The sequence below is a fragment of the Pseudomonas sp. SWRI68 genome (assembly GCF_014269165.1).
GTDB lineage: Bacteria > Pseudomonadota > Gammaproteobacteria > Pseudomonadales > Pseudomonadaceae > Aquipseudomonas > Aquipseudomonas capeferrum.
Genome location: NZ_JABWRU010000005.1, coordinates 1 through 14,834, shown reverse-complemented (window position 1 = coordinate 14,834; position 14,834 = coordinate 1). Strand labels below are relative to the sequence as shown.

General features: G+C 63.0%; 11 protein-coding genes and 1 pseudogene. 6 read left to right on the top strand and 6 right to left on the bottom strand.

The window, feature by feature from the left end:
• The first annotated feature begins 29 nt into the window (after positions 1–29).
• Complete coding sequence (locus HU770_RS09690) at positions 30–1,079, top strand: cytochrome D1 domain-containing protein (RefSeq protein ID WP_186663550.1); 1,050 nt, start codon at positions 30–32, stop codon at positions 1,077–1,079.
• 203 nt (positions 1,080–1,282) lie between these two features.
• Positions 1,283–1,897 (top strand): annotated as a pseudogene (locus tag HU770_RS09685) (TIGR04211 family SH3 domain-containing protein); the annotation flags it as partial.
• A 78-nt stretch (positions 1,898–1,975) separates the two neighbouring features.
• Here HU770_RS09685 and HU770_RS09680 read toward each other — a convergent pair.
• Positions 1,976–2,854: a LysR family transcriptional regulator gene (locus HU770_RS09680; protein ID WP_186663549.1), complete on the bottom strand. Its 879-nt coding sequence runs from the start codon at positions 2,852–2,854 to the stop codon at positions 1,976–1,978.
• Positions 2,855–2,958: 104 nt separating this feature from the next.
• Between HU770_RS09680 and argC the strand changes: the two genes are divergently transcribed.
• Both argC and HU770_RS09670 read left to right on the top strand, forming a co-directional pair.
• Complete coding sequence (argC, locus tag HU770_RS09675) at positions 2,959–3,900, top strand: N-acetyl-gamma-glutamyl-phosphate reductase (protein WP_186659492.1); 942 nt, start codon at positions 2,959–2,961, stop codon at positions 3,898–3,900.
• Between the two features lie 80 nt (positions 3,901–3,980).
• The gene (locus HU770_RS09670) at positions 3,981–4,667 is read left to right on the top strand and encodes a GNAT family N-acetyltransferase (RefSeq protein ID WP_186663548.1); all 687 of its coding nucleotides are present in this window, start codon (positions 3,981–3,983) and stop codon (positions 4,665–4,667) included.
• Positions 4,668–4,699: 32 nt separating this feature from the next.
• On the opposite strand, the gene HU770_RS09665 is transcribed toward HU770_RS09670, so the two are convergent.
• Genes HU770_RS09665 through HU770_RS09645 form a run of 5 tightly spaced genes read right to left on the bottom strand, consistent with a single transcriptional unit; the run spans position 4,700 to position 9,137 of the window.
• Positions 4,700–5,455, bottom strand: coding sequence for an ABC transporter permease (locus HU770_RS09665; RefSeq protein WP_186663547.1), 756 nt, complete (start codon positions 5,453–5,455; stop codon positions 4,700–4,702).
• A complete protein-coding gene (locus HU770_RS09660; RefSeq protein ID WP_033697347.1) occupies positions 5,455–6,660 on the bottom strand; it encodes an ABC transporter substrate-binding protein in 1,206 nt (401 codons plus the stop codon). The genes HU770_RS09665 and HU770_RS09660 overlap by 1 nt, the downstream gene beginning before the upstream one ends.
• A complete protein-coding gene (locus tag HU770_RS09655; RefSeq protein ID WP_186663546.1) occupies positions 6,647–7,468 on the bottom strand; it encodes an ABC transporter ATP-binding protein in 822 nt (273 codons plus the stop codon). The genes HU770_RS09660 and HU770_RS09655 overlap by 14 nt, the downstream gene beginning before the upstream one ends.
• Complete coding sequence (locus HU770_RS09650; RefSeq protein ID WP_186659480.1) at positions 7,465–8,529, bottom strand: acyl-CoA dehydrogenase family protein; 1,065 nt, start codon at positions 8,527–8,529, stop codon at positions 7,465–7,467. The genes HU770_RS09655 and HU770_RS09650 overlap by 4 nt, the downstream gene beginning before the upstream one ends.
• Before the next feature lie 47 nt (positions 8,530–8,576).
• On the bottom strand, positions 8,577–9,137 hold the full coding sequence (locus HU770_RS09645) for a carboxymuconolactone decarboxylase family protein (protein WP_033697343.1): 561 nt from the start codon (positions 9,135–9,137) through the stop codon (positions 8,577–8,579).
• Between the two features lie 102 nt (positions 9,138–9,239).
• Here HU770_RS09645 and HU770_RS09640 point away from each other — a divergent pair, with 102 nt between their 5' ends.
• Both HU770_RS09640 and HU770_RS09635 read left to right on the top strand, forming a co-directional pair.
• Positions 9,240–10,160, top strand: a complete 921-nt coding sequence (locus HU770_RS09640) for an AraC family transcriptional regulator (RefSeq protein WP_186663545.1) — start codon at positions 9,240–9,242, stop codon at positions 10,158–10,160.
• Positions 10,161–10,686: 526 nt separating this feature from the next.
• Positions 10,687–14,817: an RHS repeat-associated core domain-containing protein gene (locus HU770_RS09635; RefSeq protein WP_186663544.1), complete on the top strand. Its 4,131-nt coding sequence runs from the start codon at positions 10,687–10,689 to the stop codon at positions 14,815–14,817.
• The last annotated feature ends 17 nt before the right edge of the window (positions 14,818–14,834 follow it).

Here is a 14,834-nt window from a genome sequence, read left to right as displayed (position 1 = left end):
CATGGACTGTAATCCAAAGGAGACTGGACATGCCCTACCCTTACAACCCGATCGCCCTCCGCATCCGTAACCTGGCCTTGGCTGGCGCACTACTGACCTGCGCGTCGCTGGTTCAGGCGCAGGATGTGCTGCTGGTGGGCAACAAGGCCGATGCCAGTGTCTCGGCACTGGACATCAGCAACGGCAAGGAACTGGTCCGCCTGCCCGTGGGCACCGGCCCGCACGAGGTGGTAGTTGCCAGCAATGGCCGCTTGGCCGTGGTGGGCAACTATGGCGCCCACGGCACCGCCAACAACAGCCTGAGCGTGATCGACTGGCCGTCACGCAGCGTGGTGCGCACTATCGACCTGGGCAAGGACTCGCGCCCCCACGGCATCCGCTTCCTGCCAGACAGCCAGCGGGTGGTGGTTACCACCGAGGACAGCGAGCACTTGCTGATTGTCGACCTGGCCCAGGGCCAGGTCCTCGACCGCATCGACGTCGGCGGCGGCAAGCCGCACATGGTCGCCCTGTCGCCCGGTGCGGACCGCGCCTACGTGACCCATGTAGACTCCGGCACGTTGTCGGTCATCGACTTGCTGCACAAGAAGAAGATCGCCGACATCCCCACCGGCAACGGCAGCGAGGGCGTTGCGGTGACCCAGACGGGCGCACAGGTGTGGGTCAGCAATCGCGAAGGCAATGAAGTGGTGATCGTCGATGCCGAACGCCTGGAGGTCACCGACCGCCTCCGTACCGGCCTGTTTCCGATACGCGTCGTCATGACCCCGGACGGCAAGCATGCTCTGGTCACCTGCGCCAAGTCGGCGGAGCTGGCCGTGTTCGACGTCGCGGCCAAGCGCGAGATCAAGCGCATCAGCCTGGCTCAGGAAGGCGCCGAGTACCGCAAGACACTGTTGGGTGCCGAAGCCCTGCCCATCGGCGCGGTGGTCTCGCCGGATGGCAAACGGGTCTACGTGGCCATCAGCGGCGGTGACCAGGTAGCCGTCATCGATACCGTTGACTGGCGCGAGAAGGCACGCTGGCAAACCGGGCCGGAGCCTGATGCCCTGGCCATCGTGCCGCAGCCAGAGAGCTGATCGCCACGCGCCTGTCGCGGTGTTTCAACCACCATCGCGACAGGCCGTGCACCTCGGCTTTTGCAACATTCTGCAGACATTTCCGATGTCAGGTAGTGAACCTGCTTACATAAAAACGGTCTTTCGCTGACGGTCAACTCACCGACCGGTTCATCGGCCCAGTCATCGGGCCTACTTTTGTCCTGTTTCAGCGAAGACTCAACATGCCCGACTCCCGTCCAACATTTTCCGCCCTCCCAGCCCTGCGCGGCGGCTTGATCGCAGCCCTGGTGGCTCTAGCCGCCCCGGTGCATGCCGAAACGCCTGCCAGTGATGCGCGCTGGGTCAGTGACAGCCTGAGTACCTATGTGCGCAGCGGGCCGACCGATGGCCACCGCATTGTCGGCACGCTCAAGTCTGGGCAAAAGCTGACTCTGGTCGGCAGCCAAGGCAGCTACAGCCAGGTACGCGGGCAGAATGGTGACCTGGTGTGGATCCTCAGCAGCGACCTGCAGGACGTGCCGGGCCAGGGCGAGCGGCTGCCGCAGCTCGATGCCCAAGTGGCGGACCTGTCCGGGCAGCTCAAGAGCATCGATGACAGTTGGAAGAACCGCGTGCAGGGCATGCAGGAAACGCTGGATTCGCGCAAGCAATTGATCGATGAGCTGGAGGCGCGCAACCAGGCGCTGAATGAGCAGCTGGACCAGAGCCAGTCGACCCTGCGCGACACCCAGGCGCGCCTGGGGGACGAGAACAAGCAGGTGATGATGCGCTATATGGTGTATGGCGGCAGCATTGCGGGCGCGGGTTTGTTGGTGGGGTTGATCATGCCGGCGCTGAAAGCATCAAGGCATGCACCCGCCAGCCCTGATGCTTTCCCAAGTCCTACTGCCAGGACCCTTGTTACAGCAGGTGCCCTACAACAACCGCTTCAGCGCCTCCAGCACATACCCCGTGGCCCGCTCGACCTGCCCCTCTCGGCAGGCAATCCCCAACTGCCGCCACAACCCCGGACGCAACGGCCGGCGGGTAATACGCCGGTCCAGCTCCGCTGCGTCGCCCTCCTGCGGCAGCAACGTCGCACCGTACCCCGCCCCCACCAGGCTCTTGATCGCATCGTTGTAGTTCAGCTCGATGCGCGGTGCGGGGAACAACCCCGCCGCCGCGAACCACTCCCCTGTCACCCGCGACAACTGCGTGCTGCTGTCATTCAGAATCAACGCCCGCCGCGCCAACCATGCCGGCGTTACCTTGGCCGGTGGCTGCCAGTCGGCCGGCACGTAGGCCAAGATCGGGTCGCGCCGCCAAGGGGTGACCTTCAGCCCTTTGCCCGCAACTTGCGGCAAGGCCACCAGGCCAATGTCCAGAGCCCCCTCGCGCAGTCGCGCCAGTGACGCCTGGGAGGTCAGCACCTGGACCTGCACGTCGATCCCCGGGTGAGCCACACGCAAGTGTTCCAGCGCCTTGGGCAACAGGTGGGCGATGGCGCCGGTCGAGGCGCCCAGGCGTACCCGGCCGGTCAGGCCCTCGACCTGACGGCGAACCTCTTCCAGGGCCAGGTCGGCGTCGGCCAGCAGGCGTCGGGCGCGGGCCAGTAACGTCTCACCAATGGCCGTAGGGCGCACCTGGCCACGGTTACGGGTGAGCAAGGGGGCACCCACCCGCGCCTCCAGCTCGGCCACGTGCAGGCTGATGGTGGGCGGGGCCAGGTTGAGCCGGCGTGCGGCCTCGGCAAAAGAACCCAGGTCGGAGATTTCGACCAGGGTGCGGAGGCGGTCAAGGCTGATTTCGCGCATGGCTAGCTTCAGTAAAAATGAACATCAGCATCATGATATTCAAATTTCCTTTAGTCCAGCCGCAGGCGAGCATAGGCCATCTCTCCCCCGACCGGACCCCGACCATGCACACCCCTGTTGTCTTCATCGACGGTGACCAAGGCACCACTGGCCTGCAGATTCACGCCCGCCTGCACGGGCGTAGCGACTTGCGCCTGCTGACCCTGCCCGAAGCCGAGCGCAAGCACCCACAACGCCGCGCCGAAGCGATCAATAGCGCCGACATCGCCGTGCTCTGCCTGCCCGATGACGCAGCGCGCGAAGCCGTGGCGGCGATCCATAACCCGCAGGTACGGGTTATCGACGCCAGTTCCGCCCACCGCACCAGCCCAGGTTGGGTCTATGGCCTGCCAGAACTGGATGAACAGCAAGCCGAACGTATCGCCCACAGCAAACGTGTCAGCAACCCTGGCTGCTACCCCACCGGTGCAATCGCCTTGCTGCGCCCGTTGGTCAGCGCCGGGCTGCTGCCAACCGATTACCCACTGAGCATTCATGCCATCTCGGGTTACTCCGGCGGCGGCCGCGCGGCGGTCGAGCGCCATGAGCAGCCAGGTACCGAGAAAACCCCGACCTTGCAACTGTATGGCCTGGAGCTGGCGCACAAGCATGTGCCGGAGATCCAGCAGCACGCCGGGCTGTCGGCGCGGCCGGTGTTCATGCCTGGCTACGGCGCCTATCGCCAGGGCATCGTCCTCAGCATCCCGCTGCAACTGCGCTTGCTGCCCGGCCAGGCCAGCGCCGAACAGCTGCATGCCTGCCTGCAACAGCACTATGAAGGGGCTCGCCACGTGCAACTGATGCCCCTGCATCAGCAAGGCCCGGCGGCGGCGCTCGACCCCGAAGCACTGAACGACAGCAATGACCTGCGCCTGGCGCTGTACGCCAACCCGGAGCATGGCCAGGTACTGCTGACTGCGGTGTTCGACAACCTTGGCAAGGGCGCCTCTGGTGCGGCGGTACAAAACCTCGAGCTGATGCTCGCGGCGCTACACGCGCAAGGCTGATTCGGCAAAACCGGTTAGACTGTAGTACCCGCGTCAGCCAGGCGCGGGTTGTATTCCTACCCGCCGGAGCCTGCCCCCCGATGTTCATCCTGAGCCGCCTCGACAGCGTGCCGCCCGAGTCTTTCCAGAACCAGATCCGTGAGCTGGTGATCAACCACGTCGGCGAATTGAGCAGCGTTGCCATTCTTGCCGACAACCCGCTGTATCCGCTGTACCAGTACGGTGTCGGGATGGAGGTGCACCAGTACCTGCAGGCCATGGACGGTACCGGTGGCCTGTCGGTGACGCTGACCTTGGCGCTGGATGCCGAGGCCCCTGACCAATTGCTCGGCTTTGCCCTGGCGTTGCCGGCCGATGACGACCCGGACACCTGCGCGCTGGCATTTCTCGCCGTGCGCGCCAGCCATCGCCGCCAAGGTATCGCCCGCGCCCTGCTGGGTGATTTGCAGGCCCGCCATGCCTGCGTCGAATTGAACACCTTTGCCGGCCAGGTACCGTGGTTCGAAGCGATGGGCATGCAGGTGGTGGAGGCCAACGGGCCGCAGGTGCTGATGAGCAGCACCGGGCAAGCCAGCGGGGCGTTGATTGGCCGGCTGGATATCGGGCCGATCTACCAGACCACCGAGGTACATCAGATCCATACCTACCTGCTCAACCAGCAGGGCGAGGATGCGATGATCGAGGCCGAGCAGATGCGCGACGAGCGGCTGGACGAGCTGGCTGTTCAGGCGCAGGCCTGTGTAAGGCAGCGCAAGACCGTGCATTGATACGGGGGGCCGCACAGCGGCCCCTCCTCTTTTCAGCCATGCACCCAGCGCCGATGCACGCCACGCGCCAGGGCATCGAGCATGAAGCCCAGCACGCCGATCAGCAGCACCATCGCCATCAGCTCCGAATACGCCAGCCGGTCGCGGGTGTCGAGAATGAAATACCCCAACCCCGCACTGACCCCCAGCATCTCGCACGGCACTAGCACGATCCACAGGATGCCGATGGCCAGGCGCACACCGGTCAGCACATGGCCGATCACCCCCGGCACGATCACCTTGCACAACGTCTCCCAGCGCGTGGCACTCAAGCTGCGGCTCAGTTGCAACCAGCGCGGGTCGAGTTGGCGCACGCCCGCAGCGGTGTTGAGCAGAATCGGCCACAGCGCGGCGAAGGCCAGCAGGAAATAGATCGGCTGGTCGCCCACCCCCATCAGCATCACCACCACCGGCATCCACGACAGCGGCGAAATCATCCGCAAAAACTGGAAGGCCGGCGTGGTCGCCGCCTCCAGGTGCCGGTAGCTGCCTACCAGCAAACCGAGGGGTACGCCGATCAACAGCGCCAGCAGCAGCCCGATCAAAATACGTTTGAGGCTGACCCACACGTGGCCGTAGACCTCGCCCTGCCCCAACAGCTCGACCAGGCTGGCCAGGGTGGCCTCGGGCGAGAAGCGCGCCGACAGGCCGTCGGCCTCGCCAAACAGCGCCACACCCGCCCACCACGCCAGCAGCAACAGCAACAGCCCGGCCAAGCCCAGGCCGGTATGAACCACATGCTTGCCCATCAGACCGCGAACTCCTCGCTACGCTCGAAACTGTCGGCAATACCGAACACCGATGGCCCGCCAACGGCCGCGATGGCGTTGCGCACGAAGCGGTCGTCGACCAGGTCGCGGGCGGTTTGCGCCGGGTCCAGGCCTGCGAGAAAACCACTGTCGCCTTCGATCAACGTGCGCTGCAGGCGCTTGACCAGCTCCTCGGTGTAGCTGGGGAACGGGTAAGGCTGGAAGTCGATACGCCGCTCGTCCCATTGCTGGTGCTGGATCGCACCACTGGCGATATAGGCTGCGCGGTCCTCGGCGGCTGGGGCCAGGACTTTGCTCAGCACCGCAGGCTCGTGCGGGGTGTACTTGTTGGGGCCGGCCTTGGACAACAACGCGGCGGCTTCGGCGCGGTGCTCGCGGGTCCATTGCTGGGCCTTGACGATGGCGTTGACCACCTTCTGCGACCACTCCGGGCGGTTGTTGAGGTCGTGCTCGTGCATGAACACCACGCAGCAGGCGTGGTTGCGCCAGACATCGCCGGTAAACCGCTGCACACGGCCAACCTTGAGGTTTTCGGCCAGGGCGTTGAACGGTTCGGCGACGATATAACCAGCGATACGCTTGCTGGCCAGTGCCGGTGGCATGTCGGACGGCGGCAGCACCAGCAGGTTGACTTCGTTGGCCGCAAGCTGCGTATTGACCGGTTTGGACACCGGGGTCAGGCCGTTGTCGTTGAGCATCTGCTGCAGCACGACGTTGTGGATCGAGTACCAGAACGGGATGGCGACGGTCTTGCCGCCCAGTTGCTTCATGTCGGTGATGTCGGGCGCCACGGTCAGGCCCGAACCGCCGACATGGTTCCAGGCCACGACCTTGGCCGGCACCTTGCTGGCGTAGCGCGCCCACACGGTCATTGGCGACAACAGGTGGATCACGTTGACCTGGCCGGAGATGAACGCCTCGATCACCTGCGCCCAACTGCGCAGCAGCACCGGGCGCTCGGCCTTGATGCCTTCGGCCTCGAACAGGCCATTGTTGTGCGCCACCAGCAACGGCGTGGCGTCGGTGATCGGCAAGTAGCCGATGCGCACCGGCGCGTCCGGTTCGGCGGCGGCGCGGGCTTGCAAGCTCGACAGCAACGGCAAGGCACCGGCGGCAGTGAGCATGGCGCCAAGCTTGAGAAAGTCGCGACGCGACGAAGCAGAACAGCAGTCATCCATGCACATGGACAGCCTCCGAGGGCAAGGGGGTGGGGGAAGGTTCGACTGTGCGGCTTGCCCGCCGAAGGGTTTTGACGATCTCGATGCGCAGGGCGCCCAGTTCCTCGACCCGGTGCGTGCGCGGCTGCGGCAGGTCGATACACCACTGGCCGAGGATATGCGCTGGGTGGTTGCCCAGTAGCAGGACCCGGTCGGACAGCAGCAGGGCTTCGTCGATATCGTGGGTGATCAGCACCGCCGCAGTATTGTGGGTGGCGATCAGTTGCAGCAGCAGTTGCTGCATGTCGGCCCGGGTCACCTCGTCGAGGGCGCCAAACGGCTCGTCAAGCAACAGCACTTCAGGTTGGCGTGCCAGGCAGCGGGCCAGCGCGGTGCGTTGGGCCATGCCACCGGACAACTGTGCCGGGTACTGGTTGCGCGCATGGGCCAGGCCCACGGCGGCAATCGCATGGTCGATGCGCGCACGCCGCTCGCTGGCCGCCAATTTGGGCTGGCGGGCGAAGTCCAGGCCAAAGGCGACGTTCTTCTCAAGGCTCAACCAGGGCAGCAGGCTGGGGTCCTGGAAGGCCACCGCCAGGCGCGGATGCGGCCCTTGCAGCGGCTCGCCGCGCAGCGTCACGCTACCGCCACGCGGCGCCTGCAAGCCCGCCAGCACCCGCAACAGGCTGGACTTGCCGACACCACTGGGGCCCAGGATGGTCACCACCTCGCCCGGCGCCAGCTGCAGGTCGAACTGTGCCAGCACCTCTTGCCAGCCCCCTTCGCGGGGGTAGCCCAGGCTGATGGCGCGGGCGTCGAGCAGTACCTCGCTCATGCGGCGCCCGCCTGGCGTTGCAGTTCGGCGCGCAGTTGCACCAGGCTCGGCGTCACGATCGGCACGAACGCCGACTCGCGCCAACGGCGGGCGAAGCCTTCGCCATACTCGCTCAGGTAGGCCTTGCCACCACTGGCCTGCAGCTCCAGCTGCACCGCGTCGGCAGCGCATTCGGCGAGGGTGATGCGCAGTTTGAACAGCGCCCCCGGCTGCTGCAGGAAGCGCTCGTCGAGCAGGCCCTGCTTGAGTTCGCTCACGGTGTTTTCCAGGCGCGTCTTCAGCACCTGGCCGGCCTCGTCGAGGAACGAGCCACGGCCTTGCAGGTGTTCCGCCACCTCATCCAGTGCCCGCCGGGCCAAGCCGATGGCCATGCCGCATTGCAGTGCCAGGAAGGCCGGGCGCACCTTGGGCAGGAACGCGCGGGCATTCTCGTGCAGCAGCCACTCGCGGCCCAGCTCAACCTGGTGGAACGCCAGCGCAGCAGTATTGCTCGATTGCAGCCCCATCAGTTGCAGGTCGTCCGAGCGCTCCAACCCTTGCGCCTCGGACGGAATGGCCACCACGAACGGTGCCCCTTCGGCCTCACCTTCGATGGCTGCCGCCACCACAAAACCACTCTTGCGCAGGTTGGTCACCCAATGCAGCCGGCCTTCAAGCTGCCACCCGTCGCGGCTCTGGCGGCCTCGCACCTGCAGGCTCTCGATGCCGGAGAGAAACTTCATGGCATTGGACAGCCCGGTTGCACCGGCCAGCTCACCCGTCAACAGGCGTGGCAACAGGCGCTCGCGCAGCGGCTGGTTGGGGCTTTGCAGCAGGTATTCGATGAAGGCGCGCTGGCCCCAGCAGACGAACGCCGCCGCCAATGAACGGCTGGCAATGGCCGCGATCGCTTCGACCGCGTCGGTCACCTGCCCGCCCGTGCCACCCAGCGCCGCATCGACGCCGATGCGCAGCACTTGCGCTTCGGCGATGTGCGCCAGGACCAGGTGCGGGTCGCACACGCCCTGGTCGATTGCCTCGGCGTTGGCATCCAGCCATTGCCGAAATGCGGGATCAAGCATGTCTCTACTCCTTTGAAAACGCCGGCGTGGCCGGCACCACACTTGGCTTACGCAGACGGCTGCCAGCGGTACTTGCTGAGTTCGTCGTTGAGCGGTGTCTGGGCGAAGACATTAGCAAAGTTGCACAAGGTTGCGAGGCTCACGCCAAGAATCACCTCCAGGGCGTTGCCTTCGCTGAAGCCGGCATCGCGAAATGCCTGGTAGGTGGGCTCGCTGACGTTGCCACGGGTGGCGATCACTTCACGGGCAAATGCGGCCAGGGTTTCGTAGCGGGCATCGGGCAGTTCGCCACGGGCGCGCAGCGCGTCGACCACGGCCTGGGGCAGCTTGGCCTTGTTCAGGGCCACCGCAGTGTGGCCGGCGACGCAGAAATCACAGCCATGCTGGGTAGCGGCAATCAGCTGCACCACCTCTCGCTCGGCCAGGGTCAGCTCGGACTTGCCATTGAGCGCCGACACGGTCACGTACGTTTCCAGGGCGGCCGGGGCGTTGGCCAGCACGCCCAGCAGGTTGGGGATGAAGCCAGAATTCTTCTGAGCGTTCTCAAGGAATGGACGGGCCGCTTCCGGGGCGCTCTGCAGCGTGTGTAAAGTAATGCGCGAGGACATGGAGTGGTCTCCTGTGGTGGGTGTCCTTACAGTCTGTTGGTTATAAGAATTCGCCTCCATATTCATCAGTCGCCTTTCCTTGCTCCTGAGTCTTTGCATTAGATGATTTCGTCCAGCCACCTTGTCGATTGGTTATTAGAAGGCCTGGAGCTCGATGCCAGCCTGTTTCATGTCGGCCGCTATTGCGGTGGCTGGCACGCCAGCACCCAGGGCATGGGGCGGGCCAGCTTCCACCTGGTGGTGCAGGGCCATTGCTGGCTGCACATTGATGGCGAGGCCGAGGCGCTGCGGCTGGAGGCCGGCGATGCGGTGTTTTTGCTGCGCGACCTGGCTTATCGGTTGTCCAGCGACCACGACCCGGCAAGCGCCTGCAACCAGCCGCGCCAGGCCATGCAGGCCCTGGATGCCCATGCCGGCGATGGCGTGGGCTTGGTGTGCGGGTTCTTTCACTTCCGCCCGGGGCTGTCGTCACTGATCGTCGAGGGCTTGGCCGACTGGATTCTGTTGCGCGCCGACGAGCCTGCCGGGCATGCGGCGCGAGCGCTGTTCGGGCTGATCCTGGAAGAATGCGAGCGCCCGCCAGCCCCATCGCAGACCTTGCTGGAGCGGCTGACGCACTTGTTGTTCCTGTACGTTTTGCGCCAGCAAGTGCATGCCGGACAGCCCCTTGGCGGGCTTGTGGCCCTGGCCCGGCAGCCCGCGTTTGCCGCGTTGCTGGCGCAACTGATCGAACAGCCTGGGCAGGCGTGGACGCTGGAGAGCATGGCGGCGTACACGGGGTTGTCGCGCTCGGCGTTTTTCAAGCGTTTCAACGAACTGGCCGGGCAGTCACCGGGGCAGGTGCTGCTGGCCTTGCGCATGCGCCATGCGTGCCAGCTGCTGCAGGCAGGGAACACCGTTGAGCAGGTAGGTGCGCAGGTGGGGTATCAGTCTGTGGCGGCGTTTACCCGGGCGTTTGCCAAGGCGGTGGGGGTGCAGCCGGGGGCTTATCGGCGGCAACATGAAGCACGCGCAGGGTTGTAGTGTCCCCCATGGGCCTCGAGATTACTCCCGTGCGTGGGGCCTGAAAACTAGCATTTTTGTCAGTTGTTGGCTGACTGCAGGCCATGTCCAAATTGTGCCAGGCCCTCACTCGATGGAGTCGCACTATGGAATGGCGCCGCTGCAACACTGGCTTGACGGTGGGGGACATGTCCGCGTCCGCCGATCGCTACCTCTGCGTGCATGACGATGATACCGGTCTGCCGGTAGGCCCACGGTTAGGTTTCAAATTCGGCGAGAACAACACACGGGACAAATGGCCTGCCTTTTTCCGCGAACAGCTGCGCGCGTCACCTCCAGTAACTTCGTGCACCTGGGTACCCACACGGCAGTCGATGGCGATATCCAGGCCGAGGGAACCGTCGACCTCTGGCAGCGCGATCTTAAAATTCCGCCTGGCCACACAGCCCATCAGCACGACGGTAACCACTGAAGAACTGAACGTCAGGGCGCAGCCCGCTGCGCCCGTGAACAGTACTGCCGAAAACTCATTGGAGGAAAGCCGCTCATGAATACCGATGCCAAGGCAACTATCAGTACTGATCCATTTACACCGGTCAGAACGGTAAGTGAAACCTCGCACTTCACTTACGATGCGGATTCAGGGCTGCTTTCCCAGATCGGCGCTGACGATGGGCAAACCACTCACCTGTGCTACTACCCGGTAACGGCCAGCACGGCAAAACCTGATCGTAGCGACAAGGTGCCTACGCTGACGGCGCTGAGGGCGCAGTTGAGAGGGCTCAAACTGGAAAAGGATGGGGCTGCTATCCGCACCCAGTCGCTGTCCTGCCCGACGATCCCCGATACCAGCACCCCGCCCTTGCTTGCGCAATGCAGCTATTTGAAGTTCCCCGACGGCAGCACGTCGGAAATGAACGTGACCCTGTTCGGTTATGCAAACGCCAGCACCGACAGCCACGGCGTCTTGATGCCCGACATGGTGCTGAGCCTGGAAGGCGTTACGGTCGACTTTTCGACTACACCGTGGACCCTCACCACTGCGACGGGGCGCCAAGGGCTGGTGGTCGACTTGCAGCAGGTGACCCACACCAAGACCGGCGCAGAAACGCAGACCGAAACGACTTCGACCCGTTGGTACAAGAACAATACTGCCCGGCAGACGCGCACCCTGACTGAAACCACCACAACCGCAAGTGGCAAATTGCGGGTAAAGAGCGAGTCGCCCTTCAAGCACGGCGAGCTGAACCTCACAGCTACCGTGGCCCAGCACATTCGCTCCGCGCGCAGCGACCGCGTGCTAGCCGAGACGGATCAAGACGAGCTGGGCAGGCCAACATCGATGGCTTACCACACCTATGACGCACGAGACCGTTTGCTGACCAGCACTACCTATGCCTGGAATTCCGATAAGTACACCTCGCAAGAGGCAAATGGCGAGGCCCTGGCGAAAACCGAACAGCAATGGGTAGAGACAGGCAACGGCACCTGGATCGTCACCTTCGGCCCGGATGGCCGCAAAGGGCGCACCTTGCTCGATGGCCTGCAACGCCCCGTTCGGCGTGAACTGCAGCGCCAAGCAGGCGATGACGATTCGGCACAGAACTACGTATGCCTTGAAGAAATCGCCTACGGCGCAGACGGTGAGCCGCAGCACCAGTGCATTTACGACTACCACCCTGGGGGCTTGTGCGTTCGCAACGACGGCGTGAGCTTGCCAGGCACCTTGCGGGACTGGTTCTGGGAAGCCGAGGCGCAGGGCGACAAGGTGGAGGCAAACGGCACGCAGAGTAAGCGTACAGAAACTATCGTTGGCACCCTGCTGCGAGGCCCTCTGCACAGCGTCGAAGACACACAGAGTAACCACACCGACGGCAAGGTCACACTCGCCCTCAGCCATAAAGTCTGGAACGCGACGAGCAAACAACTGGAGGCCATAGGCCTGAGTAGAAAGCAGCAAATCAATGCTCGCGGCCTATGCGACAAGGTCACTGAAAAAGTAGGCACCGTTAGCCGGGAATGGACATTTGCCTATGACGAGCTTGGGCGGCGAACCCAGACTACCGGCCCCGATGACACGGTGGTCAAATGGGCTTACGAAGGGCTCAGCACCATTGCCACCCAGGTCACCATCAAAGCCAAATCAGGCCAAGAGCAGCAACTGGCTGAACAAACTTTGCACGGCGGCGATATCGTTTCCAGGACGGTGGGCGCCGGCGACTCGGCGCCGACGATCACGTTCAAGAGAAGCAGCTATCAACGCCCTGATGGCACTGAAGTAACGAATGAAGGCAATGCCAGCAGCTCACCGCAGATGTTCACATTCAAGGTAGGTGGCTATCAACGCCCTGATGGCACTGAAGTAACGAATAAAAGCAGCGCCGACGGCACCAGTGTGTCTTGGTTCGTCAAGGGTAAGAACGCCGCAGCCAAAGTGCTGATTAAAACATTCACTTACAACGAAATCACGCAGGGCATCAAGGCCGAGCGCCTCGCAACCGAACCCAACCAGCAAAGTCTGATCAGCACCGAAAGCGTTTCGCCTCTTCTGCTAGGGCAGATACTGACAACCCGAACGCTTCGAGGCATGCGGCAGCAGGAACGTGTTCAGCATTCGCTGCGTGGCACTATCGACCGAACTGCCTTGAACAACGGTATCGTCAGCCGCGCTTGGCACGATGGGCAGAACCGACGTACGCGGGTACGCCGCTCGGGCCTGGACTATTGCTATCGCTATGCCGGGCAAGGCGAGCTTGAACAATTGCTCGTAAGCGACCGGCGCAATGGTACAAACCTGCTGGTTGACCTTGCTTACGATAGCTTTGGCCGGGAAACCCAGCGGACTTACCGCCTGGATGGCGTGATCAAAAGCCGCTATGACCAAACGTGGTCGCGAACCGGGCAGCTCTTGAGCAAAACGTGGTACCGCAACGGTGAAAGCTCGGCCACGCGTACCGAAACCTTCACCTACGAAACCTACCGCAACGAACTCAAAAGCTGGAGCGTGACGGCAGTCACAGGCTACGAGATTCAAGACAGGGACAAGAACAGCATCAAGAATCAGGCCTACACCTATGATGCGCTTGGCAACCTGCTGACCTGCACCACGGCCTATAACGACGGCGCAAGCGAGAAGCGCACCTACGCGTACGACAATAAGCTGCAACCCACCCTACGCACGAAGGTCACGGTGGCGAGGACGCCGAAGGGGGCAACACAAAGCACCTCAACCATCCTCGAACTTGTCAGTGACACCAATGGCAACCTCACGACTGACGTCTCAGGACAGCAATTCGCCTACACGCCTGAAGGGCAACTGCAGTCGGTGACTGGAGGCAGTGATGGTAAGCTCCTCGCAAGCTATGAATATGATCACATCGGTCGCCTGGCCTCTCAATGGGATGAAGCCAATAAACAACGCCGGGTCATGCAATACAAAGGCGACCTGCTGTGTGGGGAAATGTGGCTGGATGCGCAGAGCAAACCTGTGCGGCACCGGGTGCTCGATGAAGAGGCCGGGCTGGTGGTGCAGTGTCGAGAAATGGGCCAGGCGACCCCCGCAGCGCACACCCTTTACCTATTGCCAGACCCACAAAACGGTGGCGCTGAAGAGTATTCGGTCGATGCCAGCGGCAACTGGCAAAGCCAGTCGGTAGGCTTCACGCCTTGGGGCGAAGCGCCACTGGATCAGCTTAATGCGCTCAATTGCGGTTTGGGCTATAACGGTCAGCGCGTCGACCCGGTAACCGGCGCCTACCACCTGGGTAACGGCTACCGCGTGTACGACCCCAAGTTCCAGGCCTTTTTTCAGGGCGACAACCTGAGCCCATTTGACGAAGGTGGTCTGAACGATCGGGCGTATTGCGCAGGGCGTGACCCTGTCAACTGGCATGATCCCAGTGGGCACATCATGGTGAGCCGCCGAGAACAAGCGACGCAGCTAGCCTCACTGGATGAGATGATCCGAGAAACGACCCCGCCCCATCATGAACCTGCAGCGTTGTGGGAATGGCTGCTGCTGGCTGGCTTTTTTGTGCTGGCTGTCATCGGCTCAGTCATGACAGGCGGCTTGCTTGGGGGTCTGTTATTTGCCGTTGCCGCTGTGGCGTTCTCCCTGGGAGCAGCGGAACTTTCGTTGCGACAGCGCAACCCCAGCTTATCGTCGAAACTGGGCTGGGCAAGCGCGGCGGCTACTGTGTTCGACGGCTCCGGCAGAGGCCTGGCGAAACTTGGCAATTTACTGATGAAAGGGGCCAGCAAAGGCCTTAAGGGACTACAGCTATTACGTACTTCTGCGTTCAAGAAGTTGTCAAGACTGTCCACCTCACTCTCACAGCGCATGGGCAGTGGTTTCGAGAGCCTTAGCAGTTGTATCAAATACCGTATTGTTACAGTGTCGAAAATGCCGGTAAATACAATACCTGGACGTGTAACGAAAAAACAAAGAGACTTGCTCAACGCCAGCCGGCCCGCTACTCCACCTGCCAATGTCGCTGCACCCCGCACGTTGCATGTGCCTCACGTAGTGACGGTAGATAGTCTAGGCGACTATGACTTGTACCGCAGGACCTATCATCCATCAGAGAGTGCGATCCATGAACCCCACCTACCGCCAGATGGAGCTTCGATTTACCGTTGCATCTCCGGTGAGCAGTTCCACGGCAGCAGCGCTTCGTAGTCCTCTACCGACGAGGC